At 50.3% G+C, this 26,336-nt stretch carries 21 protein-coding genes, 1 tRNA gene and 4 pseudogenes; 10 read left to right on the top strand and 16 right to left on the bottom strand.

Translation table 11 applies throughout. From position 1 onward, the window contains the following. Positions 1 to 62: 62 nt before the first annotated feature. The 3 genes from fadJ to ACLGE8_RS10060 form a co-directional block, all read right to left on the bottom strand. Complete coding sequence (fadJ, locus tag ACLGE8_RS10070; RefSeq protein WP_410998275.1) at positions 63 to 2,213, bottom strand: fatty acid oxidation complex subunit alpha FadJ; 2,151 nt, start codon at positions 2,211 to 2,213, stop codon at positions 63 to 65. Then, on the bottom strand, positions 2,213 to 3,523 hold the full coding sequence (gene fadI, locus ACLGE8_RS10065; protein ID WP_410998273.1) for an acetyl-CoA C-acyltransferase FadI: 1,311 nt from the start codon (positions 3,521 to 3,523) through the stop codon (positions 2,213 to 2,215). Before fadI ends, fadJ begins: the two co-directional genes overlap by 1 nt. Positions 3,524 to 3,708: 185 nt before the next feature. Then, positions 3,709 to 3,993, bottom strand: a complete 285-nt coding sequence (locus ACLGE8_RS10060; RefSeq protein ID WP_185669527.1) for a YfcZ/YiiS family protein — start codon at positions 3,991 to 3,993, stop codon at positions 3,709 to 3,711. A gap of 372 nt (positions 3,994 to 4,365) precedes the next feature. Here ACLGE8_RS10060 and fadL point away from each other — a divergent pair, with 372 nt between their 5' ends. Continuing rightward, positions 4,366 to 5,691: a long-chain fatty acid transporter FadL gene (fadL, locus tag ACLGE8_RS10055; RefSeq protein ID WP_410998271.1), complete on the top strand. Its 1,326-nt coding sequence runs from the start codon at positions 4,366 to 4,368 to the stop codon at positions 5,689 to 5,691. A gap of 63 nt (positions 5,692 to 5,754) precedes the next feature. Here the strand turns inward: fadL and mlaA are convergent, their stop codons facing one another. After that, on the bottom strand, positions 5,755 to 6,510 hold the full coding sequence (mlaA, locus tag ACLGE8_RS10050; RefSeq protein ID WP_410998269.1) for a phospholipid-binding lipoprotein MlaA: 756 nt from the start codon (positions 6,508 to 6,510) through the stop codon (positions 5,755 to 5,757). 288 nt (positions 6,511 to 6,798) lie between these two features. On the opposite strand from mlaA, the gene ACLGE8_RS10045 reads away from it, so the two are divergent. From ACLGE8_RS10045 to ACLGE8_RS10035, 3 genes are all read left to right on the top strand, one after another. Further along, positions 6,799 to 7,740: a formate/nitrite transporter family protein gene (locus ACLGE8_RS10045; protein WP_410998267.1), complete on the top strand. Its 942-nt coding sequence runs from the start codon at positions 6,799 to 6,801 to the stop codon at positions 7,738 to 7,740. A gap of 75 nt (positions 7,741 to 7,815) precedes the next feature. Then, positions 7,816 to 7,890 (top strand) — tRNA-Arg (locus ACLGE8_RS10040). Positions 7,891 to 8,067: 177 nt separating this feature from the next. Beyond that, positions 8,068 to 9,243, top strand: coding sequence for a tyrosine-type recombinase/integrase (locus ACLGE8_RS10035; RefSeq protein WP_410998265.1), 1,176 nt, complete (start codon positions 8,068 to 8,070; stop codon positions 9,241 to 9,243). 154 nt (positions 9,244 to 9,397) lie between these two features. Here the strand turns inward: ACLGE8_RS10035 and ACLGE8_RS10030 are convergent, their stop codons facing one another. The 10 genes and pseudogenes from ACLGE8_RS10030 to tssB all read right to left on the bottom strand — a co-directional run bounded on the left by ACLGE8_RS10030 (position 9,398) and on the right by tssB (position 18,818). Then, on the bottom strand, positions 9,398 to 10,093 hold the full coding sequence (locus ACLGE8_RS10030; RefSeq protein ID WP_410998263.1) for a hypothetical protein: 696 nt from the start codon (positions 10,091 to 10,093) through the stop codon (positions 9,398 to 9,400). Positions 10,094 to 10,238: 145 nt separating this feature from the next. Beyond that, on the bottom strand, positions 10,239 to 11,945 hold the full coding sequence (locus ACLGE8_RS10025) for an ATP-dependent nuclease (RefSeq protein WP_410998261.1): 1,707 nt from the start codon (positions 11,943 to 11,945) through the stop codon (positions 10,239 to 10,241). A 150-nt stretch (positions 11,946 to 12,095) separates the two neighbouring features. After that, complete coding sequence (locus ACLGE8_RS10020) at positions 12,096 to 12,746, bottom strand: hypothetical protein (protein WP_410998259.1); 651 nt, start codon at positions 12,744 to 12,746, stop codon at positions 12,096 to 12,098. An 8-nt stretch (positions 12,747 to 12,754) separates the two neighbouring features. Then, positions 12,755 to 14,140 (bottom strand): annotated as a pseudogene (locus ACLGE8_RS10015) (VasL domain-containing protein). A 47-nt stretch (positions 14,141 to 14,187) separates the two neighbouring features. Beyond that, positions 14,188 to 15,432, bottom strand: coding sequence for a GIY-YIG nuclease family protein (locus ACLGE8_RS10010; protein WP_410998257.1), 1,245 nt, complete (start codon positions 15,430 to 15,432; stop codon positions 14,188 to 14,190). A 78-nt stretch (positions 15,433 to 15,510) separates the two neighbouring features. Beyond that, on the bottom strand, positions 15,511 to 15,909 hold the full coding sequence (locus tag ACLGE8_RS10005) for a hypothetical protein (RefSeq protein WP_410998255.1): 399 nt from the start codon (positions 15,907 to 15,909) through the stop codon (positions 15,511 to 15,513). Between the two features lie 121 nt (positions 15,910 to 16,030). Beyond that, positions 16,031 to 16,501 carry a hypothetical protein gene (locus ACLGE8_RS10000; protein ID WP_410998253.1) on the bottom strand — a complete coding sequence of 157 codons (471 nt, stop codon included), beginning with the start codon at positions 16,499 to 16,501 and terminating at the stop codon, positions 16,031 to 16,033. A 14-nt stretch (positions 16,502 to 16,515) separates the two neighbouring features. Then, on the bottom strand, positions 16,516 to 16,971 hold the full coding sequence (gene tssE / locus ACLGE8_RS09995) for a type VI secretion system baseplate subunit TssE (RefSeq protein ID WP_410998251.1): 456 nt from the start codon (positions 16,969 to 16,971) through the stop codon (positions 16,516 to 16,518). Positions 16,972 to 17,015: 44 nt separating this feature from the next. Then, positions 17,016 to 18,287 (bottom strand): annotated as a pseudogene (tssC, locus tag ACLGE8_RS09990) (type VI secretion system contractile sheath large subunit); the annotation flags it as partial. A 33-nt stretch (positions 18,288 to 18,320) separates the two neighbouring features. Then, positions 18,321 to 18,818: a type VI secretion system contractile sheath small subunit gene (gene tssB / locus ACLGE8_RS09985; RefSeq protein ID WP_410998249.1), complete on the bottom strand. Its 498-nt coding sequence runs from the start codon at positions 18,816 to 18,818 to the stop codon at positions 18,321 to 18,323. A gap of 547 nt (positions 18,819 to 19,365) precedes the next feature. Here tssB and ACLGE8_RS09980 point away from each other — a divergent pair. The 5 genes and pseudogenes from ACLGE8_RS09980 to ACLGE8_RS09960 form a co-directional block, all read left to right on the top strand. Continuing rightward, positions 19,366 to 19,623: pseudogene (locus tag ACLGE8_RS09980) on the top strand (restriction endonuclease subunit M); the annotation flags it as partial. Further along, positions 19,614 to 19,733, top strand: a pseudogene (locus tag ACLGE8_RS09975) (DUF4942 domain-containing protein); the annotation flags it as partial. The pseudogenes ACLGE8_RS09980 and ACLGE8_RS09975, both read left to right, overlap by 10 nt. Before the next feature lie 580 nt (positions 19,734 to 20,313). After that, the gene (locus ACLGE8_RS09970) at positions 20,314 to 21,291 is read left to right on the top strand and encodes a TRAP transporter substrate-binding protein (protein WP_410998247.1); all 978 of its coding nucleotides are present in this window, start codon (positions 20,314 to 20,316) and stop codon (positions 21,289 to 21,291) included. 62 nt (positions 21,292 to 21,353) lie between these two features. After that, positions 21,354 to 21,863, top strand: coding sequence for a TRAP transporter small permease (locus tag ACLGE8_RS09965; protein ID WP_410998245.1), 510 nt, complete (start codon positions 21,354 to 21,356; stop codon positions 21,861 to 21,863). A gap of 28 nt (positions 21,864 to 21,891) precedes the next feature. Beyond that, positions 21,892 to 23,178 (top strand): TRAP transporter large permease, encoded by a 1,287-nt coding sequence (locus ACLGE8_RS09960; protein ID WP_410998243.1) that lies wholly within the window; start codon positions 21,892 to 21,894, stop codon positions 23,176 to 23,178. 52 nt (positions 23,179 to 23,230) lie between these two features. Here the strand turns inward: ACLGE8_RS09960 and ACLGE8_RS09955 are convergent, their stop codons facing one another. After that, positions 23,231 to 24,613 (bottom strand): diguanylate cyclase, encoded by a 1,383-nt coding sequence (locus ACLGE8_RS09955; protein WP_410998241.1) that lies wholly within the window; start codon positions 24,611 to 24,613, stop codon positions 23,231 to 23,233. A gap of 155 nt (positions 24,614 to 24,768) precedes the next feature. Here ACLGE8_RS09955 and ACLGE8_RS09950 point away from each other — a divergent pair, with 155 nt between their 5' ends. Beyond that, complete coding sequence (locus ACLGE8_RS09950; RefSeq protein ID WP_410998239.1) at positions 24,769 to 25,245, top strand: WbuC family cupin fold metalloprotein; 477 nt, start codon at positions 24,769 to 24,771, stop codon at positions 25,243 to 25,245. A gap of 50 nt (positions 25,246 to 25,295) precedes the next feature. Here the strand turns inward: ACLGE8_RS09950 and blaCTX-M are convergent, their stop codons facing one another. After that, positions 25,296 to 26,171, bottom strand: coding sequence for a CTX-M family extended-spectrum class A beta-lactamase (blaCTX-M, locus tag ACLGE8_RS09945; protein WP_410998237.1), 876 nt, complete (start codon positions 26,169 to 26,171; stop codon positions 25,296 to 25,298). Between the last annotated feature and the right edge of the window lie 165 nt (positions 26,172 to 26,336).

Raw genomic sequence — 26,336 nt, 5'->3', positions numbered from 1 at the left:
CAACATCAGTTTACAAAATAGCCAAAAACCATGCATTTCATCTGGGTTCAATACCTTTGAACTCAGCTCAGCGAATCTGTTTCATCACCAGGCCAAAAGGTATCGCCGCGCTCCGCCCGCTGCAAAAGTGCCTCGCATGGGGTAAATCGCGAACCATACTGTGTAGCCAATCGTTGCAACCGGGCAACTACTTCACCCGCGCCTAATGAATCCATATAACGCAGCGGGCCACCGAGAAACGGTGGAAAACCTATGCCAAAGACCGCGCCGATATCGCCGTCACGGGCACTACGGATAACGCCTTCATCCTTACAACGCGCCGCTTCATTCAGCATCAGCATCACACAGCGTTCAGCCACTTGCTCTGCCGAATACTGACTACGCCGAGCCGACATCCCCGGAAGGGAATAGACCGCGCTATCGACCTGTTTCTTGCTTTTACGCCCTTTCGCACCATAAAGATAGAAACCGCGACCATTTTTTCTACCTTTGCGATCGTCATTCAAAATTGCCTGAATCAACGTTGAAGGCGCGCTAAAACGCTCGCCGTAGGCGGCTTCAAGAATAGGTAGAATTTTTGTGCCAGTGTCGATACCCACTTCGTCAAGCAGTTGAATGGGACCAACCGGGAAACCAAATTTAACCAGCGCATTATCAATATGTTCAACGCTTTCACCGTCCACTAGCATGCGCATGGCCTCGGCGATATAGGGCGCAAGAATGCGGTTAACGTAGAATCCCGCTTTATCTGCTACCACAATCGGTGTTTTTCCCTGTTTCTTAGCAAGTTTCACCGTAGTGGCAATCGTCTGCTCTGAGGTTCCTGCATGGGGAATCACCTCGACCAACGGCATTTTTTCAACCGGGCTGAAAAAATGCAGGCCGATAACCTGTTCAGGCCTTTGGGCCAAGGCAGCAATATCGCCAATCGGTAAAGATGAGGTGTTTGAGGCAAAAATGGTGTGAGGTGCGCAATACTGTTCAATCTCGCCCACCATCTTCTGCTTGAGAGCTAAATCTTCAAATACCGCCTCAATCACCAGATCACGATGGGCAAAACCGCGGTAATCGGTGCTGCCGGAGATCAGCGCCAACTGCGCGTCACGCTCCGCCGCTTTCATATGGCGACGGCGTACTTTTTGTTCAAGCTGATCCCAACTGTACTTCAGCGCGTGGTTAATCCCATTGGCGTTGATATCTTTAATACGTACTGGCAATTTGCCTTTTACCGCCGTGACGTAGGCAATGCCACCTCCCATTAATCCTCCACCCAGTACACCCACCGAGCGCAGCGGGCCAGGAGCGACAACGGCGCCAGGATCTTTTTTGATATCGGTACTGGCAAAGAAGATGCTACGCAGCGCTTTAGACTGCGGCGTCATTGCCAGCTCGCCAAACGCGCGTGCCTCCGCCTCGTAGCCACTATTCACGCCGTGCGCCAGACCGGTTTCAATAACCTGCAGAATTTTATCGGTCGCCGGGTAGTTGCCTTGAGTTTTTTGCGCCGTCTTTTTGGCGGCCATGCTAAACAGCAGATTGCGCCCCAGCGGTCCCGCCAGAATACGCTCACGTACCGGCAAACGACGATGTTCGTGATGTGGCTTGCGAGCGTACTCAGCGGCAGCTTCCAGCAGAATTGAATGCGGCACAACCTCATCTACCAGCCCCGCCTTCAACGCCTGACGAGCGCGAAGCTGCTTGCCGGTGAGAATCATATCCAGCGCCGTGCTGACGCCAATCAAACGCGGTAAACGCTGGGTGCCGCCAGATCCCGGTAGCAGGCCGAGCTGCACTTCCGGCAATCCCAGCACGGTTCGCCCATCGTCTGAGCAAATACGCGCATGACAGGCTAGCGCCAGTTCTAACCCACCGCCAAGACAGGCACCGTGGATCGCCGCGACCACAGGGATCGATAGGCTGTGAATTTCGGCCATCACCTGCTGTCCCTGGCGAGCGAGGGATTCTGCTTCCTGGGCGCTTTTGCAGCGGCCAATCATATTGATATCCGCCCCGGCGATAAAGTTATCGGCCTTCGCTGAGATCAGCACCACGCCCTGGAGCGCTTTGTTTTCTCTGATTTGCTTGAGGATCGTGCGCACCTGTCCGCCAAACTCGGCCTTCAGGGTATTCATCTTTTCGTCTGGCACGTCGATCGTCACTACCGCCACGTTGTCCGGGCGCACAGTGAGCGTAAATGCGGATTTCATTTCCATTATTCAGCCTCCAGAACCATAGCCGCACCTAACCCGCCCGCCGCACAGGCGGTCACCAGCCCGAAACCACCGCCTCGACGGCGCAGTTCGTTCAGAGTTTGGGTGATCATGCGTGCGCCGGTCGCCGCAAACGGGTGGCCGTAGGCAATTGAACCGCCCAGAACGTTGAATTTACTTTCATCAACCTCACCGGTGGCGTGGCTGCGCCCGAGCACCTGGCGGGCAAACTTCTCGCTCGCCAGACACTGAATATTCGCCAGAGTCTGTGCAGCAAAAGCTTCATGCATATCGATAAGCGTGAGGTCGGCAAAAGTTAGCCCTGCGCGATCCAGCGCTAGCGGCGTGGACCACGCCGGCCCCAGCAGCATATCCTGCCAGACATCAATCGCGGTAAAAGCGTAGCTGCGCAGATAGCCCAACGGCACCAGACCCAACTCTTTGGCGCGGGATTCGGTCATCAGGATAACCGCAGCTGCACCGTCGGTTAACGGCGTACTGTTGGCTGCCGTCACCGTGCCATGCTGGCGGTCGAACGCTGGACGCAGCTTGGCGTAATCGGCAGGCGTAGAGTTTGCACGAATGTTGTTGTCCTGCTCCAGCGGGTTGCGGTACGGCGGCGAGTAGGCCGTCATGACCTCATCGTTCAATTTTCCTGCCGCCCAGGCCTGCGCCGCAAGTTGATGCGAACGGTTAGCCAGCGCATCCTGCTGCTCACGGGTAATGCCGTAGGTTTTCGCCATTTGCTCTGCCGTGTCGCCCATCCGCAGGCCGGTCGAGTATTCCGCCACCGCCGGAGGTACCGGCATCAGGTCCCGCAGTCGCAGTCGAGAGAAGAGTTTGAGTTTCTGGCCCAGGGTACGGGCCTTATTGGCATCCACTAGCGTACGCGCCAGTTTTTTACTCACGCCAATAGGCAGTACCGAGGAAGAGTCGGCCCCGCCCGCAATCCCGGCGCGGATGGTACCTGCCATCAAGCTTTCCGCAACGTTTGCCACCGCCTGGAAGCTGGTGGCGCACGCACGGCTGACGCTATAGGCATCGGTATGCACGTTCATGCCGGTACCCAGCACGATTTCACGGGCGATATTCGGCGCGGCGGGCATCTGCACCACCTGACCAAAGACCAGTTGTTCGATAACGTCAGGGGAGATTTCGCTACGGGCCAGCATTTCACCCACGACCATTTTACCGAGGTCGACGGCGGGAACACCGTGAAAAGCGGTCGCCTGTCGGGCAAACGGGGTACGTAACCCACTGACTATAGCAATGCGATCGCCCTGACGGGTGATAAGCGGTAATGCCTGACTCATAACTCTCCCCTGTTAACGGAATAAAACCAAGTGGTCTGACCTGATAACAGTTTTAACTAATTTATTACACTTAGCCAATCGGGGAGAGAAAAAATTGGGAGCTAAAACACACTGAGAACAAAAGAAAACGCCCCTGTTACGCGAGTAACAGGGGCGTTATTTAACGTCGTTATGCAGGGGCGCGATTAACGCAGGCCCAGCTGGAAGATCAGCGTTTCAGCTTCGCAGGCGAAGACAAAATCGATATCCAGCTGTACGCCGCCTTCAACTTCTTTGAAGTCAGCGGTAATTTTGCAGGGTTCGGATTCTACGCTACGGGCTTTTTCTGACAGCGCGGCCAGCGTTGCTTCTGCGTCGGCGCGGTTAGCGAATACACGGCTATAGGAAGCGGTGCAGTCGGAGTTGTCCATAATGGTACCCACGTCCATGCAGCAGCAAACCGGGGTTTCATCAGCACTACATTTGCTCATTGTAGATTTCCTCTGTTTTGTGCACTCAAGGTGCCAGATAAACGATGAGCATATTTTACGTCCACCCGCTTTACGCCTCCAGTCGAGAATGTGATCTCTGACGTTAAGTGACCGAAATCACAATTAAAAATGATCTAAAACAAATTTAGTGTTTCTCCCCCTATGACAAGACCCGCAATTTTGCCAAGCAGATCCCGTTTCAAACAACATCTCAGAAAAAATTAATAAACAATATTGCAACATACCAGCTGGTCAGACCTATACTCTCGTCACTGGTCTGATTTCTCTGTCGTAGTCCAGCCCCTACACTTCGCGCTTCTGTTACTACATGTAACATTGTTTGTATAAAAATAACTCAATGAGGTTATGGTCATGAGCCAGAAAACCCGTTATACGAAGTCTGCTCTTGCTGTCGCAGTGGCACTTGTTTCAACTCAAGCCTGGTCCGCAGGCTTCCAGCTAAATGAATTCTCAGCCTCTGGTCTGGGCCGTGCCTATTCCGGCGAAGGTGCTATCGCAGATGATGCGGGTAATGCTAGCCGTAACCCGGCGCTGATTATGATGTTCGACCGCCCGGAGTTTTCTATCGGTGCGGTGTTTATCGATCCTGATGTGAATATCACTGGTACCTCGCCAAAAACGAAGAAAAGCACCGATGCCGATAATATTGCGCCGACCGCATGGGTCCCTAACATGCACTTCGTTATGCCTATTAACGAACAGTTTGGCTGGGGCGCTTCGGTAACCTCCAACTATGGTCTGGCTACAGAGTTTAATGATAACTATGCAGCCGGTCCGTTTGGTGGCACTACCGACCTGCAAACCGTTAACCTAAATCTGAGCGGTGCTTACCGTCTGAATAGCTCCTGGAGCTTCGGTCTCGGTTTTGATGCGGTGTATGCTAAAGCGAAAATTGAGCGTACAGCGGGTGATATCAGCACCGCAGTTACCGCTGTGGGTGGTGCACCAACGGCAAATGCACTGGGTGTACCGTCAACCAGTTCCCAGATTGCCCATCTGAAGGGCGATGAGTGGGGTTACGGCTGGAACGCCGGTATTTTGTATGAGCTGGATAAAAACAACCGCTGGGGTCTGACCTATCGCTCCGAAGTCAAAATTGATTTCGACGGCGACTACAGAAGCTCAATTACCCCTAGAGGAAACGTAGCGCTACCTGGTTTGGGCGTTGCCGCACCATATGGTACCAGCGGTGCTACCGTCCCAGGTTCTCTGACGCTGAACCTGCCTGAAATGTGGGAAGTCTCCGGTTATAACCGTGTCGATCCGCAATGGGCTATCCACTACAGCATAGCCTACACCAGCTGGAGCCAGTTCCAGGAGCTGAAAGCTACCGGTTCAAACGGCCAGCAGCTCTTCTATAAAGAAGAAGGCTTCAAAGATGCTTATCGCATCGCACTGGGTACCACCTACTACTACGATAAAAACTGGACCTTCCGTACTGGTATTGCATTTGACGATAGCCCGGTTCCAGCAGATAACCGTTCCATCTCTATTCCGGATCAGGATCGGTTCTGGCTCAGTGCAGGTACGACCTACGCCTTCAACGATGATGCTTCTATCGACTTCGGTGCATCCTATATGCATGGTCAGGACGTCACCATTAAAGAAAGTGGTTACACCTTCAAATCCGAAGGTAAAGCCTGGCTGTTCGGTACCAACTTCAACTATCGCTTCTGATAGTTAACCAACATAAAAAAAGGGTGAACATCATGTTCACCCTTTTTTATTGTCGCCGACTCGCTATTCGGAATCGATATCCTTCAGGTCATCCTGAATCGCCTGCGCATTCGGATTCTCTTCCGGTTTCAGCTTACCGCCGCTGGCGATAAAGTCATGCTGCTGGAAGTAGGCTTCACGCACCATAATGTACGGATCGGAAGACTGGCGCAGCAGGCCGTCGGAGTCGAGCAGCTGTGCGCGCGTTTCTACCCCTTCAACCATCCACTTACCGATAGACATCGGCCAGGTCAGCCAGGAGAGAACCGGATAAGTGGTATCCGCAAAATCACCGCCATCTTCACGCAGCGTGAAGCTGCCGTAGAACGGCAGTTGCAGATACGGACCATAGCCTACGCCATAATGGCCCAGCGTGCTGCCAAAGCGGTGCGGCTGGACGCGCTGCAGTTTCGGGTTAGCCATACCCGCGACATCGATAAAGCCGCCCATCCCCAGAATGGTGTTGAGGAAGAAGCGGGTAAAGTGAACCATCCCCTGGTACGGGTCGCCCTGTAAGAAGTAGTTCACCATCGTCGCTGGCTCTTCCAGGTTGCTGGTGAAGTTACTGAGGCCATTGCGCGCAGGTTGCGGAACATAGTCACGCCAGGCGACGGCGACAGGACGAACCACATACGGGTCCAGCACGTTGAAGTTGAAGCTGTACATCGTGCGGTTAAAACCTTCGAAGGGGTCTGAACGCCCCTGCTGTTCTGTACCGGAACTCGCACAGCCCACCAGCAGTGTCGTCCCGAGCGCAAGCGCCGACAAGCGAAGCTTCATAAATGTCTCCCTGTTAATTATGGCTATCGCTGATTGCCATCCATGCGGCACGTTAACGTATCCGCTTGTTTAGATGTGAGCGATTGTAACAGCCCATCGGACGATGTCTATATAGCCAAGTTTTGTTGATTTTATCATAGCCTGGTAAAGCCAGGGCTGCGGCACGCCATGCCTGCCTGGCGCAATTAAATCTATGCAATAACGTCAGTATTTCAGAATACCGCCAAATCTGCATTGCCTGTAACCCGCTACGCTTAGTCTATATGTGCTTATTTCAGGGCCACCGCAATGGATGAACTCAAAAAAGAGACCATAGACCACCACCATGACGAAATAGCAGTAGAAAGCGAAGAAAAACGGCAAGGGAAAAGCATTGAAGTAAATGAAGACCGGCTCCCCTCCCGCGCCATGGCGATTCATGAGCATATTCGCCAGGAGGGAGAAAAGGAGATGGAGCGCGATGCAATGGCGCTGCTGTGGTCCGCCATCGCCGCCGGGCTATCGATGGGCGCATCGTTGCTTGCAAAAGGTATTTTTCACGTTCAACTTGAAGGCGTGCCCGGCGGTTTTCTTCTTGAGAACCTTGGCTATACCTTCGGTTTTATCATCGTCATTATGGCCCGCCAGCAGCTCTTTACCGAAAATACCGTCACCGCCGTACTGCCCGTGATGCAAAAACCGACTTTGGGCAATGTCGGTTTGTTGATGAGACTGTGGGGAGTGGTACTTCTTGGGAATATTATCGGCACGGGAATTGCTGCATGGGCGTTTGAATATATGCCTATTTTCGATGAGCCAACGCGCGATGCCTTCACCAAAATCGGCCTGGACGTGATGAAGAACAGCCCAACGGAAATGTTCTCAAACGCCATTATATCTGGGTGGCTGATTGCAACAATGGTCTGGATGTTCCCTTCAGCAGGGGCGGCAAAAATCGTGGTCATCATCCTGATGACCTGGCTTATCGCGCTGGGAGATACCACCCATATTGTTGTCGGCTCGGTCGAAATACTCTATCTGGTATTCAGCGGCACGCTCCACTGGGGGGATTTTTTCTGGCCTTTCGCCCTGCCAACGCTAGCTGGCAATATCTGTGGAGGCACCTTTATTTTCGCCCTGATGAGCCATGCGCAGATCCGTAATGATATGAGCAATGCGCGCAAGGAAAAAGCGCGCTTAGAGATCGAACAGGAAGGAAAGCGTCAAAAAAATGAGAAGAATCAACTCTGAATGGCGACTGTTTGAGCAGTCGAGCGGCCGAGCACTTACCCAAGCGCACAAAAAACGCTATACTCGGCCCGCTCTGTCCCCTTAGTTAAATGGATATAACGAGCCCCTCCTAAGGGCTAGTTGCAGGTTCGATTCCTGCAGGGGACACCATACACACCTCTCCTGACATCTACCAAATTCAATAAAACCCTCTTATAATCAGCGAGAAACCCTCTATTCTGGCTATACGACGTCAACTGATGTCTACCCATTTCAACGTGAATCAATAAACACTTGGGGGCCTTAGTGGGGGCTTATCCTGTTCAATGAAAAACGAGGCCCCCAAAAATGACCTTAAATGCGCGTCAGGTCGAGACTGCAAAGCCAAGAGACAAAGCCTATAAGCTCGCTGATGGCGGAGGACTCTATCTCATGGTCAATACTAACGGTTCAAAGTACTGGCGCATGAAATATCGATTTGCCGGGAAAGAGAAAAAGCTCTCATTCGGAACCTACCCGGACATCTCACTTGCGGAAGCTCGCACTAAACGAGATGAGGCAAGAAAGGTATTGGCGAATGATAAGGATCCCGGAGAGGTCAAAAAAGCCACGCAATTAGCTGAAAAGCTCTCGGTTACCAACACATTTGAAGCAATAGCTCTCGAATGGTACAGTGCAAAAGTATCTGGTTGGTCAAAGAGTTATGCTGATTACGTCAAGCGGGCTTTTAAAAATAATATCTTCCCCTATCTAGGCTCTCAGCCAGTTAATGAAATAAAACCACTGGAGCTTTTGTCCGTATTACAACGAATAGAAAAGCGGGGAGCGCCTGAGCTTGCAAGCAAAGTACGCCAGCGTTGTAGTGAGGTTTTTCGATACGCGATTGTTACAGGCCGTGCCGAATACAACCCTGCTGCTGATCTTGGTAGCGCTTTGCAAGGCCATGAGAAAAAGCACTATCCCTTCCTTACCGCAGGTGAGCTGCCGGAGTTTTTGCAAAAGCTATCAAGCTACTCTGGAAGTCTTATTACTCTTCTTGCAACCCGTTTGCTCATGCTGACAGGCTTGAGAACAGTAGAGTTACGTCTGGCTGAATGGAGTGAAATTGACTTCGATAATCGTATCTGGGAAATTCCCAAAAATAGAATGAAAATGAAACGTCCTCATGTAATCCCGTTATCGGCTCAATCTCTGAGCGCTCTTCGTCAACTGGAAGAACTAACAGGAACCTACCAGCTTATTTTTGCAGGACGCAACGATGTTAACAAAGCGATGAGTGAAGCTAGCGTCAATATGGTAATTAAAAGGATTGGCTATGATAAGAGAGCGACTGGGCATGGTTTTCGCCATACCATGAGTACCATTTTGCATGAACAGGGCTTTAATACAGCCTGGATCGAGATGCAGCTCGCTCATGTGGTTAAAAACAGCATTCGCGGCACATATAACCATGCACAATATCTGGATGGAAGACGAGAAATGATGCAATGGTACGCGGATTATATTGACAGTCTTTCTGATTAAGACCTGGGATCATACTAACAGCACAAAAACGCCGGATGGCCCACCCTGGTGTTTTTGTGTTGTTGCATTTTTTTATTTTAATATGTATGACTATAGCTGGTGACAGGAAAATAGCCCATATTAATCTTGATGAACTAGCTTAAAATTGTAATAACTACTGTACATCGGGGATTAAAGCAAAAGGCACTGTATATAAATCAATATGGTCATGTGCTAAGAAATCAATAAAAGATAATCTTTCCATTTTCTCAACGAGTTTCCGACCAACAATCATTGGCACATATTTGTGGTCTGGAAGTATATTATCTGGCTTTCCAAAAACCATACCCCCGCAAGCTTCACCAAATCTTTCAGGTAGTACCTGTGCTAAAGTGCTCATAAAGGAAACATCCACAATAATCCCATTTTCCGTCGTCAACCATGCATGAAAATTAAAACCAGAGTGACTACCAAAATCTTTAGGCTGAATACCTTTTTTAGACCAGCGCTGAATATCTTCAACTGACGGATTATAGACGAACTTCCCCTCCTTCCAGAGCTGCCCAACAGTAACCCACACCCGACATTCCAAAGCTTTCTCAAAATAAGGTTGTAAGTAATGACTCCACTTTAGGCACTGCCCTGCTGAAGCAGAAAAACCCGTCACACCGGATAATGAACAAACATGATTAAATACATTCTGGTAATCATATTCTTTCTCTTTCACAACCCCACTCCACTCTTCCTTAAAGCCCAGCGTCTTTGTGAAAGAAACAGCTTTGTCGAAATTATCATAATAATTCGACATAATATCAAAGACCGGGGAATCTTTTTTATAACCGATAAAGTACCGAAAAATATCACTTAACATTAACTCTGTCTCTGGATTGTTCTAAGGTTTAGGGCCGTTTGCAGTTGCAAGATTATACTGTGTGGAAAACCTCAGTTCTTCTCAAGATAATGCCCCCGCTACGTAAAGTAGGTTCGACCCTAAATAATTTCCCATATTGAGTATTTCAGGAAACTGGGACTTCCCATAATTCAGGATCGATTAATGCAGTCCTGTCTGCTGTATAAGCATTAAATTTAGCCATGAAAGTCTCATGTGTCCCGGTAAACAACACGTCCTCGGCATCATTCAGGATACGTCTGTAAACACTTACCAGCCGCTCGTATTCCTCAGAAGCGGTATCCTGAAGCGCCTCAATCACATTTGATACCTTACCAGAGGTAAGCGTTTCCCCAAAAAACTCACCTTCAAAGTGAGGAACCTGAGTGAAAATACGCCCTTTTTGTGATTTGGCTACCTCTTCCCGAATAAGACTATTTACTGTCCACATTCCGCTGTTCACACATTTCCCTTTACGACGGATTTTGGGGGAGTCAGAATCATGAATAACAATATAGGGGATATCGAACTGGTTGAGAATTTTGGCAAACATGGGAATATTGCCTTTGCCAAGGCAGTCAATAACGTGCATCTCAATCCCCAGAGTTTCCTGGAGATGATTCAGTACAATTTTCTCGGTCGGACCTTCCACGAGAACGATTTGGTTATAGAAGAAGAATTCATTCACCATCGGATTACATGCCCGGACAGTTTTTAAATTGATCTTCTCATCTTTATCAAACCCAATATCACTCGTCGATATATATTTATTCTGGCTGTCATTATCCACCCGGATAATTGTTGTGTGATCTTTAGATAAATCTATAAACACCGGTGAATGCGTGGTCGCCATTACCTGCCAGTCAGGATTGTTGGCTGCAAACGCATACAACGCTTCTCGCGCACCACGAATTGTCGGCGGGTGCAGGAAAGCTTCTGGCTCATCGATAAGCAGGATATTACCGTCTCTGGCAACATCACCTTTTTTACTTTTTCCTTCCTGTGAGAGGACTGACAGTGCCGACCATAACAGGGAACGTTTAAGTCCGGTCCCCTGGAGATCAAGCATTGTTGAACGGCCGGTGGGATTTCTGACCTTTAAATATGATGCAGAAGCAATGATCTTCTCATCGATTGGATCTTTGGACTGAGGTATCAACTCCATACTGATACCCGGGAAAATGGCCTCCACGTTATCGGTCATACGGCCAAGCAGCCGGTCAAATTCGGCTTTAGATGAATCAACCAGGGTAGTCGTCAACGCTTCAATTTGCGCGATAACATCGGCTTTAGAATCGGGACCACTGCTGAGGAATTCCTTAACGTTGCTTTTAAGGATTTCGATAATGAGTTCTTGCGTTTTGAGAACTGAATCATCAGGTTTAATTCGAAGTGGCTTGGGAATACGGCTGTTAACAATGCTATCAAATCCACCCAGGCCACCGGTTATGAACTCCCCTTGCCCTTTGGTTGGATCAAATGCCTCTTTTTTCGCCTGTTCGCCAGGTACTTTCCATATCCATCTGAACTTAACGCACTCACCGTAAATCGGATCGTTGTGCTTCCATTTTTTCCCAATTGACGCCTCATCATCTGCAGATATATCTGTGAAGATCCCTGTCATGATGACTGGTTTGGAAGCATCCTCATTATGGAAATGGCTGATGTCCAGGATTTTTTCTTTCCCAAGAGCCGAAAATTTCTCGTAAGCATCAAGGATCGTCGATTTTCCAACATTGTTCTGCCCAATCAAAATAATAATATTGTCTATCTTAATATGTATTTCATCACCGATACATTTAAAGTTCTCAACAAAAAAAGCCGAAAGTTTCATACCATCTCCTTATTAAAAATAAACCTTCTTCACTAACCTTTTCAATACTTCGCTTTCCCAACGTAATAGACAGCACCCTGGTTTGACCGCACAATAAAAAAAATTTGACGCAGTCATATAAAACTTAAATATCTGAATCAGGCTCAGATCTTATTTAAACTCTTTTTTCACTTGAGCTTTCTTTACCAACCGACCGCGAGCTTTTTCAACCGCTTTTTTGGTCCTGTCAGGAAACAACATGACCTGTTGCTCAGCCACACTCAGATGCATATTCTTTTCCAGAAGAGTCCATTCTTCATCGCTCCAGGGACGAAAACCGGCTTCGCTGCTAGGGGATTTCTTCAGCCCCAGTCTCCTGGCCATTATTCTGACGGATACTGCGTTTCTTCCCGGAAGACGCTCAGTTACCGCCGTACCCACCCTCGGGTAGTCTGCTTTAAGAATTTCGAGCTCGGCACCCCCCCAGAAACGACCACTTTGCACCCTCAAGGTCTCCGCCATCGAAAAGATAGCATTGACACTTCTGCCTGGAAGTAATCGTATAAGGGACATAGCTTCGGTCCCCCGGGCATAGTGATCACGAACAATATCCATTTCAGCCTCACTCCACGGTACATTTTTCTTTCTACGGCACCCGAGCTTATCAGCCATCAATCCCACTGCACCTGGCGTCCGTCCCAGCCGGTCTGCAATCTCAGCAACTGACATGGAAGAATAGTTATTCTCCAGAAAGGTTAAATCCCCGGCGGTCCATCTGGCACGGTTATTACGGTAACGAACTGAATCACCTACAATTTTCATCACCGTTTCTATTTTGACGCATTCTGTTTGATTTCAGCATAGCGGGCTGTCAGTTGCTTCAGATGCATTTCCAGTTGAGCCCTGGCAGCAGCAGGTAAGGGGACTCCCGCAGGAGCTTGTGACAATACCCGCAGTTGCTCCTCAACCGGTATGGACTGATTAAATGACTGTATGGTAGAAAAGACCACTGATTTCAGTTCACTGACCGTCATGTATTTACCCTTCTGCTCATCCAGCCCGTTCAACCTGTCACTCAGTTGCTTCAGCTTCATCATCCCCTGATGCCAACCATTCAGCTGTTCTGTTGGTAATGCAGCAGCATTAAGTTGTTGTTGCCACTTTTGTGCCAGAGATTTAGCCTGTTCCGGCCACAGCTCTTGAGCCTGTTCTGTGAGTTTTCGGCTGTAAGCAAGATTCCAGTCAGGAGGCAACTTATCCAGTCGGGCAAGCTGATGCTGTGTCTGTGCGATAAGGTCCTAAGGTAACGGAGTCTGCTGACGCAACATCTCCAGTTGTTCAGACGTGAGAGGTGCAGGGAACGGATCCAGTGAAGCAGCAAGCTGATTCTGTAGAGGGTCTGGCCGGTGAAGAAAATGCCAGCTCCACACTGAGACGATGCTTATCACCAGCATGGTACACATCCCGGCGGCGAAGGATTCCCATTTTTTTACCGGAGCGGGCATTGCCGCCAGCACTTCCACGTTCGGCTGCTGTTCCGGTTGCGCAACGTAAACCCACTTCACTGCACTCTCTGGCTTATCTTCATCTGGTCCACCAGCAAAGTCTCCCGTGGATGCTGTCGCATCATTCATAACGGTCGCAGGCGACACGATACCAGGCTGAATGCTCGAGCCGGTACTGGTTATGCCATCGCTGTTTTCCAGCCTAACAGCACTGTTGTGCATCAGGGTACGCAACGTATCGAGCTGACTCAGATGCTTAAGCTCCAGACGCTGCAGTACCTCTCCCAGACCTGTAAGCAGTTGCTCCGCCCGGTACAACTGGCTGAGGTCGCTGTAATTCAGCGGGAGCGAGCGCATTCGTTGCTGCAGACGCTGACTCAGACTGCTGAGAATTTCCATGCGCGCATGGACTGGCTGAGGCCACAGTGCCCCCCACTGATGGCTTATCAGGGCCTCGAGTATCGTCAGCCCTTCATTGAGCCCGAATAACCCGGCCAGCTGTGCACGCGCAAGCGTATACCAGGCTGCTGTTTGCAATTCCACACCGTTCTGCTCGAACAGTGAGAGACATAGTTTTTCCGCATAACGCCAGTTTACATCCGGGCGAGCCGGATGCGTCAGCTTACTCAGCTCATCACGCAAGGCGGCATAATCAGATAGCGAGCGCGGGTCACCGCCGGTTTTAATCTTACGTTGGGTAATGTCATTCATGACCAGTTGTCCATTCTGACGTGTCCGGGAATAAGGATGATTAAGGCTTATGCGGCTTTGCTTTCTGCATATTCGAGACTCTGCAGATACTGTAACGCCACCGGGTCAGCAATATATTCAACCTGCCCGTGGTGACGCTCCACCTCATCGATAATTCTACTGAGCTCGACCCGGAAAAATTCCTTACGCAGGTTAACCCTGTTGATACGGTAGCTTTCCAGATGGTCGTGAAGTGTCTTTTCAAGTGCGGGGGCATCATCGCAGGAAATCATGGCGTGGACGTCAAAATCAAACGGCACGGCTGCCCCGCTCAGTTCTTTCACTCGCTCCATAGGCTCCAGCCGTCGGGTCATACCGATTTTGAAGACGTTTTCACCGAAGGAACCGATATTCGAAATCACATACACGTGTCCCTGCTTCGTGAGCTGGGCCATAGATTTGGCGCGTTCATACTGCTGATGCACGTCCTGGATTTTCTGCTCCAGCTCCAGACGCTGTCTTTCCAGCTCTTCCTTGTAAGCCCCCTCAGCGGCGAGCAGAGCTTCCTCCAGTAAACGCTGCTGCTCCGCAAGACGTTGTTCCTCCTCTTCCGCTTCGCGCTGCTGCTGCTCCAGTTCATCCTGACGCTGTTTTTCTTCCCGCATCTGACGCTTGAGCTCAGCCTGATATTCTTTTTCTTCCTGCGCTTTTTCCAGCATGGCGACCTTATCCAGAAACTGCTGCTTTACGCCTTCCCAGTCGGCGTTATCCTCAAGTTCCAGAAAGGTGATTTTCTCGCTGATGGCAGCGTAAGCCTCTTTTTCCTTCCTTAGCTGGTCGTACTTGCTTTGCCAGTTATTTACCGTGGTGCCGGAAAGCAGGGTTTTGACTTTGAATTTATACGCGGAGTCCACAATACGCTGTAGCGCCCGGGAGGCTTTATTTCTGGCATTGTGAAAGTCATCCCACTGGCCGGAAAGCTGTTTCCTTTCCTGATACAGGCCACGAGCTACTTCGGTACTGACGGTTTCTTCAAAGGCTTTCTCTTTCTGTGCCAGGTCCGACACGGCCTGTTCAAGCTCCGCGGTTTTCTTCCGGAAGCCCCGGTAAATAAAAACCCGCATTATCAGCGCAACGGCTATCAGTAAACCAAAGAACAGACCGATGATTCCGGCCGGATTCGACACAGATTCAATAAATCGCTCATTAATATTGATTAATGCTCTTACCGCGACATAAACACCCCAGGCAATGACGCCAATAATAACCAGAATAATACCCGCAGCATTGTCATCTTTTTTTCTTCGTGCCATGTTTTATTTCTTTCCTTTTTTTCTGCAAACCTGATTATTTAATCTTTACAACGGGCAGACAGTCTGTTCCATATCCGATTAATACTGGGTCCCTGAGCAAATCGGTAAATGAGTGTATCCGGGCTTGCTGGCCATATAGAGGGGAGCGCATGTGGGCTGTCGGGGTTGGGTACTGACCGGTTCGTCGTTTTCTGCAATACTTTGCGGCTCCTGCTTATTCGCAGTTGTCACTTTTTTCGCCTTAGCTTTGCGGGTGGAAGTGGACGGTTTTACCGGATTGCTGGTTGCTGAGGAACCATACCCGGAACAGAATCGTTTCGACTGACTTAAACTCCCGTCATTACAGACAAAGCGTCCATCAGATGTGCAGTGCGCTATACCGCCTTTTGAACCTGAGCAGGGCTGCCTTCCACGCGCAGCATCGGCTTGTGCCGTAAACAGTATCCCTGAGACCAGAAGGAAGATTAATTTTCTCATTTCCATATCCGTGATTTATTTCGTTATTTTGTGGCTCTGTTCTCCGTCAGCCATTAACTGTTTCGCCAGGTAATTATGCAATGACAGACAGGCAAACAAACTATTACTCATTCGGGCTCCGCTATGGAAGGAGCGCCAGAATCAAACCCAAAAACGTGCTTTCATCAAAACCCTGCCCGGAGGGAGATAAAGCACCAGGCGGAACAAAGGTCCAGTTGCTCACCGTGCCTGACCGCATGAATAATCGCCCCAGAGGCGTCACGAGTCCTCCATTATGGAAGGTCACCTCCACGCACCCGGTTACACCCTGACCATAAAGGAACGCCGGCACATATTTTACAGACCGGTCGTCGATACGCAGAACGAGGGCGACAATATCAAATCTCCCCCCCTCAACCAGCAGGTCCGTAACAGGTGTATTGAGCGTCTCCACATTCAGTCCAGTATCCACCAGCCACGCGTCCATCAGCTCCTTAAGTTGCGTCATTCGCAGGCAAAACTCAGTAACATCAGCCTGAGTCTTGCTGACGGATGAAGCCGGAGCAGACTGTCTGGTCTGCAATTTTTCGAGAAACTGTGATTTTACTGACATGCTTTTATCTGGCCTTACAGACGGGTTGTGGTATCGATATACTGCTGTTGCTTCAGGTGTCTCAACATCACTCGTCCCTCGGGCATAAACTCGGTGCCATAGCGTACGAGGCCAATGCCCTTCAGCTCAGCATCAATGGCATAACGCAACTCCCCGGGGACGTTCTGCTCCAGCAGGACGACAGTAATTTTTTTCAGACGTGGCTCATATTTGAGCAAGACAGCAGACAGGGTGCCCATCAGCTCATGAGCGGTACCCGACATCCCCTGCAGGATTTTGGTCATATCTGGCAGGCCGTAGTCAGGCAGATGCGCCAGCGTACCGGCGCGGCAGTTGAGCACCCGCTGCATGTTATCGAGCACCGATAAAATCACCTGGTTCTGCTCACTGACCTGGCTGAGGCTCAAACCACCTGAGAAATTACCGCTCAGCATTTCATACAACGATGGCGTGTTGTGTCCCTGTGGCATCAGTCATCCTTCAGCGGCTGTAACGTCAGGTGGTTATTTCCGGCTTCCAGAATGCGGGCCTTACGGGACAGCAGGAAGATATACGGCAGACGCGCGTTGATACGGCTGTTGGCTGTGGCATCTGCAGTATCGTACAGGGCCGGCTTCTGGGTGGAGTTAGCGCTGAAGAAGCAGGAATAATCTCTGTTTTTATAGTAACTTAATGGAATAAAGCCCAGGTTCGCAAACTCAAACTCACGGGTTTCCGGGATCATCACTTCTGACGGGATCTTCACCTGATTGCCGGTACCCAGATCGTACAGATGAATAGGCAGGTCCTGCACGGCACCACCAGCCTGTGGGCCACGAATTTGTACACACCAGCCGTTGTTGATGAAGCTGCGAACCATGTTGGATGCAAAGGCGAAGGATGCGTTGGTCCACAGGTATTTATCGTGATCCGGGCCTTTGACTTCTTCCACGTAGTTAAAGCTGCGTACGGGCACGGTATCCGGGCCATATGGCAGGCGACCCAGCACGCGCGGCATCACCAGACCGATATAGCGGGCATCGTCCGTCTCACGGAAGGATTTCCACTTGATGTACTCCGCACGGTCGAAGTAGTTGCCAATGTCCTTAATGGCCGCAACTTCCTCCATCGAATCCTTGAGGAAAAATTTCGGACCTGCAGAGCCGATAAACGGCATATGCGCTGCGGCAGACACTTTTGAAATGTTGCGCAGCAGAGCAACATCCTGCGCTGACGCATCAAATTCGTAAGCGGAAATCAGCGCGGCAATCGGCTCACCGCCCGGGGTGTCATACTCATCAATATATGTATGTTTATACAGTCCACTCTGAATGATTTCCGGACTGTCTTCGAAGTCCTGACGCAGGTCTTCTTTTGACATATCCAGCAGTTCAACCTTCACGTTCTGACGGAAATCGGTTTTGTCGACCAGGGATTTCACGCCGCGCCACAGGCTCTCCACCGCCTGGAATTCTTCGCTGTGCATTACAGCATCCAGCTGACGGCTAATCTGGTAGTCCAGCTCTGCGATATGGTGGTCAATCAGGTTTTTGTCGAGTTTTTCAACTCTTGAGCCCGATTTTGTCAGACACTCCAGGAACACCTGCATCCCCGCCGTTAAACGTTCATCCGCGGTCGCATCCGACATCGCCTGCGCGTCCTGCCAGATATCCAGCGCACTCAGCTCAGAGACCGGGTTAAGGTTGATTTTTTCAAACAGGGATGCATAAACCCCACCTGCCGCAGGACGTTCCAGCAACACGCTCTCGCCACCAGCGGCATTCTCATTTTTTACTGACATCAGCATCTTCCTTATTAATCCGTTAAATCATCGTGACCGTTATGGCTGCTTAGGCACCAGGGCTGAAAGTTCGGCTCTGAGTTCTGCGCTCAAGGCCGGGTCGAGCAGAATTTTTTCCAGCTCCTTTCGGAAAGCCTGATTGTCCAGCAGGTTCGCTTTTAAATCGCGAAGCAGGTTGCGCATGGAAAGCATTGCCTTCAGCTGAGGTATTTGACGGGAGACCTGCTCCGGGGTGAAATCTTTCATGCTCTGGAAGGTCAGGCTGATGTTGTCTTCGCTGCCATCACCGGCAAGTGTGTTTTTGACGGTCAGATTGATTTTTGGGGAATATTCGGAAAGAACAGAATCAAAATTATTTTTGTTCAAGCTATTTTTTTTGCGCTCAGACAAGGGGGCAGACTCCTGACCATTACTGAAGTCGCCCGCCACCAGTAATTTCAGTGGGAGCTCGGTTTTCTTGCTGGCTCCCCCTGTATGCAGGTCAAGCTTTAGATTAATACGTGCCTTTGGCACTTCATTCTGGAAACTATCAGCCATCTCATCATCCCTCGGTTTATCGCTGCGTGCACTTTCAGACTAAAGTGATTTACACGCGATAATAGAATAATTATCGACTTAAGATCAAATACACCGATCTTTAATCGGAATATAGAAAATTCTTAAGAATTTTCCACTAAATGTTAATAGTGAATTGCACTGACATGCCAGTAAAATGAACTACCACTAGTGCGCAAAACAAGCATTTATGTCGCAACAGTTAAAATGAACGGAGATTTGTTAACAGAATGATCTTGAATTGATCCAAGTCAATATCTGAAAAATTAAAACACCCATTCATTTTCAGAGATATGGTTTTAGATCAGTAAGGATAAAAGGGGCAGTAAGCCATAACGACGAAGACAACACTGACTCAGCAGCCCTGCTGCCCAGGATTGAACAGGCATTACAGGACGTTCGCGATCTCCGCCATCTGCAGCTTCTGCAACAGGCCAAAACAGATTAGCCCCGAGCCAGACTTATCACACGCACATAAGCGCCAGTCCTCACCGACTGGCGCTTTGCTTTTATATAGAGGACAGAAATGATGTCACAACTGACTCTCACCGACCCCGAAGTACTAACCGACCATACCGACGTGATTTGCTCCACCAGTATTGAGCGCATTGTTACCGGACGTAATGCCGCACTGGCGGAGATTGAAACGTTGATACAGCAGCTTGACGATATTTCAATGCTGACCCGCAGTATCGGGGGGAAAACCGCTCTGGACTGGGCCATGAAGCAGGACTTCCGCTGCGGCTGCTGGTTGATGGAAAAAAGAGAAACAGCAATGAAGGCCATTATTTTCAGAAGGGAACAGCGCACATCGTATTCAAGAGACCTGAACTAGTCGATAAACTGAACGATATCATCGCCCGACACTATCTAGGGGCTTTGCCCAATAAACTCTAAGGAGCCAGGTTATGGTATCATTTTCAAACGCTGATGGTGCTCACTACGATTCCGTAAACAGCCAGGTTACCGTGCAATCCAAAACACTTCAGATGGACGTAAAAATTCCCCTTCAACCTTCTAGTTTTGACTTACTACAGATGGGGGCCTTATTGGGGGCACATTAATTAATCGAACAAACTAAATTATATTATTATCAATAAATTAAAACGCAAATTCGAAGTCTGCAGGGGACAAATCTTTCCCTCTCCAGACTTAAACTTCCCATCAACTGCAATTACACAGCACTACGCCTTTTATATTATTGCTCACAATATAAATAGTCTTCTAACATAAAAAAAACAAATCCACACTTATCCTCCTGCCAACAAGTCGATCCCACATGCACTTTTGAAACATTGTTCCAAAACCACGATCTCAGCATCATTTTTTGTGAACATCGTCAGCGAAATAATTAGTTACATTCATTAACCTGCATAACGAGCAGCATTAAGACCCTTTTTCCCTGCCCCTTCTCAGGGGCAGTTCTTACTCTGTTTTTCTCTATTAATGGATATTAATACGTGTCTGGAGAAGGAAAATGAAATTGACAAAAACACTGTTAAGCTTGTGCATTGGTTCGACCCTAATATTGACTGCCCACACGACTCTCGCGCAGACATTACGCGCCGCTGACGTCCATCCCGCCGATTATCCGAACGTAGTCGCCGTAAAACATATGGGTGAAAAACTCAGCGCCGCGACCCAGGGCCGTCTTGATATTAAAACCTTCCCTGGCGGTGTTCTCGGCGATGAAAAGCAGATGATTGAACAGGCGCAATTAGGTGCGATTGATATTATCCGTGTCTCAATGGCTCCGGTTGCGGCGATTCTGCCTGAGATAAACGTTTTTACCCTGCCCTATATCTTCCGTGACGAAAACCATATGCATCAAGTACTTGATGGTATGATTGGCCAGGAAATTGGCGATCGTCTGACCGGCAATAGCAAGTCTCGCCTGATCTTCCTCGGCTGGATGGACGCCGGTACCCGTAACCTCATCACCAAAGAACCGGTTGCCAAACCGGAAGATCTAAAAGGGATGAAAATTCGCGTACAAACCAGCCCGGTGGCGCTGGATACCTTAAAAGCAATGGGCGCTAACGCCGTTGCCATGGGAACCAGCGAAGTGTTCAGCGGCATGCAAACCGGCGTCATTGACGGCACGGAAAATAACCCACCAACCTTTGTGGCTCATAACTATTTACCGGTAGCGAAAAATTACACCTGGAGTAAACACTTTATTATTCCTGAACTGTTCCTGTTTTCAAAACCAAAATGGGACAAGTTGAAAAAAGAGGACCAGCAGTTAATTCTTAACCTGGCGAAAGAAGCACAGATGGAACAACGCCAGTTGTGGCAAGTCTATAACGAAAAATCTCTCGAAACCATGAAAGCCAGCGGCGTTCAGTTCCATAATATCGATACCGAATACTTTTATAACGCTACTCAATCCGTGCGCGATAAATACGGTAAAGACCATCAGGATCTCATTAAGAAAATTCAGGACGTGAAGTAATCGTTCAGGCGGATGAGTATTTTCATCCGCCTCAGTTCCATTATGTCTTAGAGGTTATAATTATGGACGAACGCTATTCGTCATTGATGGATATTATCTATCGTATCTCCATGTGGATTGCCGGGCTCGCGTTGCTGGTCATGGTTGCCGTTATCCCCGTGGGTATTTTTGCCCGCTACGTGATGAACAGCGCCCTCTCCTGGCCTGAACCCGTCGCCATTTTGTGTATGGTGACCTTTACCTTTATCGGTGCCGCCGTCAGCTATCGCGCAGGTTCCCATATTGCCGTCAGCATGGTCACTGACCGTCTGAGCGAAGGCGTACGCCGCGTCTGCCTGATCCTGGCCGACCTGATGCTGATGGCCATCAGCCTGTTTATCCTCTGGTACGGCACCTTGCTCTGCTACGAACTGTGGGAGCAACCGGTAGCGGAGTTTCCGCTGCTCACCGCCGGAGAAAACTACCTGCCACTGCCAATTGGTTCCGCTATCACCCTGCTTTTCATTATCGAAAAGCTCTGGCGCGGCCCGCAGTATCAGCGCCCTGTCGTGATGCTGGGTTCAACCAGTTAAGCCCCGGTTATTGAGAAAAGGAATACAGATGGACGCATTTATTCTCGTCTTTACGCTCGCCATTATGCTGGCAATTGGGGTACCGGTGGCTTTCGCCGTGGGCATCAGCGCCATTATTGGCGCCTGGTATATTGATATCCCGCTGGAAGCGGTGATGATTCAGTTAACCAACGGGGTCAATAAATTCTCGCTGCTGGCGATTCCGTTCTTTATTCTCGCCGGGGCGATTATGGCCGAGGGCGGCATTGCCCGCCGACTGGTGAACTTCGCCTATATTTTCGTAGGCTTTATCCGCGGCGGCCTGTCGCTGGTGAATATCGTCGCCTCGACCTTCTTTGGCGCCATCTCCGGCTCATCCGTGGCGGACACGGCATCTATCGGTTCGGTGATGATCCCGGAAATGGATAAAAAGGGCTATCCACGCGATTTCGCCGCGGCGGTCACCGCCAGTGGTTCGGTACAGGCCATCCTGACGCCGCCAAGCCACAACTCGGTGATCTACTCACTGGCAACCGGCGGCACCGTCTCCATTGCCGCACTGTTTATCGCCGGTATCTTACCGGGGCTGCTGCTGAGCTTAAGCCTGATGGTGATGTGCGTATGCTTCGCCCGTAAGCGCGGCTACCCGAAAGGTGAACGCGTGCCGTTCCGCCAGGCGCTGAAAATTTTCGTCGATACCCTCTGGGGACTGATGACCGTGGTCATCATTATGGGCGGGATCCTCTCCGGTATCTTCACCGCGACGGAATCCGCGGCCATCGCCTGTCTGTGGTCGTTCTTTGTGACGATGTTTATCTACCGCGATTACAAATGGTCCGAGCTGCCAAAACTGATGTACCGCACGGTAAAAACCGTCACTATCGTCATGATCCTGATTGGTTTTGCCGCCGCCTTTGGCGCCATCATGACCTACATGCAGCTGCCAATGCGTATCACCGAAGCCTTCACCAGCATCTCCGATAACAAGTATGTGATTCTGATGTGCATTAACATCATGCTGCTGCTGATCGGTACGCTGATGGATATGGCGCCGCTGATTCTGATCCTGACGCCGGTGCTGCTGCCGGTGACCAATGCGCTGGGCATCGACCCGGTTCACTTCGGGATGATTATGCTGGTTAACCTGGGGATTGGTCTGATTACACCGCCGGTCGGCTCAGTGTTGTTCGTTGCCAGTGCGGTCAGTAAGCAAAAAATCGAGCAGGTGGTAAAAGCCATGCTGCCGTTCTACGCGGTACTGTTCCTTATCCTGCTGCTGGTCACCTATATCCCAGAGATCTCGCTGTTCCTGCCTAAACTCTTCGGGGTCATGTAAAAATCGTAGAGGCGACGTTTTCGTCGCCTCTCTGCCGATGCTATCTGGCCGACTACTGAGCGGCTTTCCACATCTCAACGCAGTTTCTTCCACGCTTTTTAGCGATGTAGAGCGCCTCATCCGCCAGTTGGATCAGTCGTTCATAATCCGGATGACCGTTAAACATCGCAGCGCCAATCGACAACGAAACCGGAATGTCATTGCCATCCGGCGCTTTCACTTTAGTTTTCTCAACCCGGCTGCGGATGCGTTCGGCGGTGCGCAGGGTATCAACCGGAGAAGCTTCGGTAAGAACGATAATAAATTCATCGCCGCCGTAGCGGAAAACGTAATCACTGCTGCGCACGTTGTCATAAAAAACCTGGGATACCCGACGCAAAATCTCATCGCCAGTGTTATGGCCCCAGGTATCGTTAATCTGTTTAAACTTATCGACATCAATCACCAGAATAGACAACGGCGTGCCAACCCGGTTCGCGTGGGCAATTTCACGTTTAAAAATTGTCGGCAAAAAACGGCGGTTGAGCAATTTGGTGAGCACGTCCATTCCCACCTCATGACGGGAAACCTCTTCAAACAGCTCGCGCAGCAGAGTCAGGATCTGCGATACCGTACTTCTAAGCTGGATCAGGAATTTATTGCGCTGGGCTTTGTTGCCGAGCGATTTATCTCCTGCGCTCTGGACGTGGATTACACCATCAAAATCCTGCATCAGTCGGGAAATATGGCCCACTTCGGCAATACCGCTGAAGTAGTGACGTCCCTTATGGTTAAACCACAGGCCAAAGTCCGACTGGCTGAGCGGCATGCTGTTGCCGAGGTCTGAATCCAGCACCACTTTATAGATAATATCGAGCTCCCAGGTCAGCAGCGTAGCAACCTGCCGCTCCTTCTCTTCCTCGGCATTCTCCAGCAGCGAGAAAATTCGGTAGTTCTCATCCTCTTTTGATAGGCTGCTTTCACTGAAGGAAAACGCCCGCGACATCACCTCCATCGCCAGGTCAATGCTGTTGATAGCGAAGTGGTAAATCTGCAGCTTATCGGCCGCTTCCTGCGAACTGTAAATAATGGCGGGATAGAGGATTTTCTTCAGTACCCGGAACCCCATCTCCACCAGTTCAACCGGAATACCGATCCGCGCATGCACTTCCGCAACGGTATGCTGGGCGGCAATCAAGCGGTCGATGTCCTCCTCTTTGCAGGAGAGAATTTCGATAATCCACTTCTCCAGCGCGCTCTTGAGCTGTTTTTCCACCTGCTCATTGCTGAGGAACTCTTCAGCGTGAGGGTCGGCCAACACCACTTTATAAAATTCGTTGCACAGCGTATGCGCATTTGCGGCGGCAATCTCTGCGGCCAGCGTCCGTATGTGAGGTTCGGTCTGCTTAAGCAGCAGCAGCCACTCGCCTTTCATCTTCTTCAGGTACGTCTCCATGGGCGACTCTCTCACATAACAATTATTCATAAGTTAAATAACAACTGCGTAACTATGACCTTTAGCGATGTAAGACACAAGCCACGGGCTTCACTTGCCAGGTAAGTTCTGGCAATCTGGCAAGCATATTTTCCCGTATAAACAAGGCCGTCAGGATGAAACAGATCACCTGTAACGATATGCAACAGCAGAGCGTCGCTGCCGCTCAATCTTCACGACTGCGCGCGCACCGTAATTTCCATCCTGAGCTCAGCGATCCGGTTCAGCGTCTGGCGATTGCGATGGAGCCCGGTACCTACGTGCGCCCACATCGCCATCCGCATACCTTTGAGCTGCTGCTGCCGCTCAGCGGACGTTTTGTGGTGCTGAATTTTGACGAGCAGGGAACGGTAACTCACCGGGCGGTACTGGGAGAAAGCTGTACCGTACTGGAAATGGCGGCTGGCACCTGGCATGCCGTGCTGTCGCTGGACAACGGTGGTGTAATTTTTGAAGTGAAACAGGGCGCGTATCAGCCTGTCGCTGAAGAAGACTACGCGCCATGGTCTCCGGCTGAAGGGGAAGCGGGAACCGCGGAACTGATGGCGTGGTATGCCATGGCGCAGGTTGGCGACAACGCGCCAGCCCGCTGACTGTCCTCAATGCCCCGCCATCCTGCGCGGGGCGTTTTCCACCACTGACGCTAAAGCCCTTCGGTAACGATTTTTGCCGCAGCGGCCAGCACATCGCGGCGACTCTCTGCTTTCTGCTCCGGTTGCGTAAAATAGGTCACCAGAATCAGCGGCGCATGGTCTTCGGGCCAGATAACGGCGATATCGTTGGTGGTGCCGTAATCCCCGCTGCCGGTTTTATCTCCCACGCCCCATGATTTTGGCAGGCCCGCCTGAATGCTCGCGCTTCCGGTCGTATTGCCCTTAAGCCACGTCACCAGCTGCGCCCGCTGAGTTTCCGCCAGCGCCTTGCCAAGCGTCAGATTACGCAGCGTCTGCGCCATCGCCAGCGGCGTGGTGGTATCGCGCGGGTCACCGGGAATAGCAGTATTGAGCGTTGGCTCGGTGCGGTCGAGGCGGAAGGTTTCATCCCCCAACGAGCGGGCAAAGGCAGTCACTTTCTCCGGGCCGCCAAGATGGGCGATCAGTTTATTCATGGCGGTATTGTCACTGTATTGCAGCGCCGCCGCGCTGAGTTCCGCCAGCGTCATGGTGCCGTTAACGTGCTTTTCCGCTATCGGATTGTAGTTAATCAGATCGCTCTTCTTAATTTCAACACGCTGATTTAATAGCGCCTTATCACTTTCGCTCTGCTTGAGCACCGCCGCCGCGGCCATCACCTTACTGGTGCTGCACATCGCAAAGCGTTCGTCAGCGCGATAGGCTATTTGTGAATCATCGGCGGTGTTAATCAGCGCAACGCCCAGCCGCCCACCCGAACTTTTCTCTAACGCCTCCAGCTTTTGCTGCACGCTGCTGGTTCCGGCGTACAGTGCCGTGCTGCCGAGTAGTAGTGGAAGAGTCGTCATCATCATTAACATGGTGCGGCGAACGCCTTGGGTCATCATAGAAATTCCTCTGTCAGTATTATCCCTCGTCCATTCAGTATTCATTGAAAAAACAAAAAGTAAAAACAAAACGGCCCGTTTTTTGCCGATCCGTTGCCACATGTTCACTATCCACATCAGAGGGCACGTTCTATTTCGCCATCCTGCCAGTAAAGGGCTCAGGTG

It is taken from the genome of Kluyvera sp. 142486 (assembly GCF_046569695.1).
Classification (GTDB): Bacteria; Pseudomonadota; Gammaproteobacteria; order Enterobacterales; family Enterobacteriaceae; genus Kluyvera.
The sequence above is the reverse complement of the archived record's forward strand: the minus strand, read 5'-3'. Positions and strand labels throughout refer to the sequence as shown.

What these genes read in the sequence shown, in the direction of transcription:
- ACLGE8_RS09950 (WP_410998239.1), top strand. Translation starts at nt 24,769, where the DNA reads ATGAAACAGATCACCTGTAACGATATGCAACAGCAGAGCGTCGCTGCC.
- ACLGE8_RS09970 (WP_410998247.1), top strand. Translation starts at nt 20,314, where the DNA reads ATGAAATTGACAAAAACACTGTTAAGCTTGTGCATTGGTTCGACCCTA.
- fadI (WP_410998273.1), bottom strand. Translation starts at nt 3,523, where the DNA reads ATGAGTCAGGCATTACCGCTTATCACCCGTCAGGGCGATCGCATTGCT.
- ACLGE8_RS10045 (WP_410998267.1), top strand. Translation starts at nt 6,799, where the DNA reads ATGGATGAACTCAAAAAAGAGACCATAGACCACCACCATGACGAAATA.
- fadL (WP_410998271.1), top strand. Translation starts at nt 4,366, where the DNA reads ATGAGCCAGAAAACCCGTTATACGAAGTCTGCTCTTGCTGTCGCAGTG.
- tssE (WP_410998251.1), bottom strand. Translation starts at nt 16,971, where the DNA reads ATGCCACAGGGACACAACACGCCATCGTTGTATGAAATGCTGAGCGGT.
- ACLGE8_RS10020 (WP_410998259.1), bottom strand. Translation starts at nt 12,746, where the DNA reads ATGAAAATTGTAGGTGATTCAGTTCGTTACCGTAATAACCGTGCCAGA.
- mlaA (WP_410998269.1), bottom strand. Translation starts at nt 6,510, where the DNA reads ATGAAGCTTCGCTTGTCGGCGCTTGCGCTCGGGACGACACTGCTGGTG.
- ACLGE8_RS10035 (WP_410998265.1), top strand. Translation starts at nt 8,068, where the DNA reads ATGACCTTAAATGCGCGTCAGGTCGAGACTGCAAAGCCAAGAGACAAA.
- ACLGE8_RS10060 (WP_185669527.1), bottom strand. Translation starts at nt 3,993, where the DNA reads ATGAGCAAATGTAGTGCTGATGAAACCCCGGTTTGCTGCTGCATGGAC.
- fadJ (WP_410998275.1), bottom strand. Translation starts at nt 2,213, where the DNA reads ATGGAAATGAAATCCGCATTTACGCTCACTGTGCGCCCGGACAACGTG.
- ACLGE8_RS10000 (WP_410998253.1), bottom strand. Translation starts at nt 16,501, where the DNA reads ATGTCAGTAAAATCACAGTTTCTCGAAAAATTGCAGACCAGACAGTCT.
- ACLGE8_RS10005 (WP_410998255.1), bottom strand. Translation starts at nt 15,909, where the DNA reads ATGAGAAAATTAATCTTCCTTCTGGTCTCAGGGATACTGTTTACGGCA.
- tssB (WP_410998249.1), bottom strand. Translation starts at nt 18,818, where the DNA reads ATGGCTGATAGTTTCCAGAATGAAGTGCCAAAGGCACGTATTAATCTA.
- blaCTX-M (WP_410998237.1), bottom strand. Translation starts at nt 26,171, where the DNA reads ATGATGACCCAAGGCGTTCGCCGCACCATGTTAATGATGATGACGACT.
- ACLGE8_RS10010 (WP_410998257.1), bottom strand. Translation starts at nt 15,432, where the DNA reads ATGGCACGAAGAAAAAAAGATGACAATGCTGCGGGTATTATTCTGGTT.
- ACLGE8_RS09955 (WP_410998241.1), bottom strand. Translation starts at nt 24,613, where the DNA reads ATGGAGACGTACCTGAAGAAGATGAAAGGCGAGTGGCTGCTGCTGCTT.
- ACLGE8_RS10030 (WP_410998263.1), bottom strand. Translation starts at nt 10,093, where the DNA reads ATGTTAAGTGATATTTTTCGGTACTTTATCGGTTATAAAAAAGATTCC.
- ACLGE8_RS09965 (WP_410998245.1), top strand. Translation starts at nt 21,354, where the DNA reads ATGGACGAACGCTATTCGTCATTGATGGATATTATCTATCGTATCTCC.
- ACLGE8_RS10025 (WP_410998261.1), bottom strand. Translation starts at nt 11,945, where the DNA reads ATGAAACTTTCGGCTTTTTTTGTTGAGAACTTTAAATGTATCGGTGAT.
- ACLGE8_RS09960 (WP_410998243.1), top strand. Translation starts at nt 21,892, where the DNA reads ATGGACGCATTTATTCTCGTCTTTACGCTCGCCATTATGCTGGCAATT.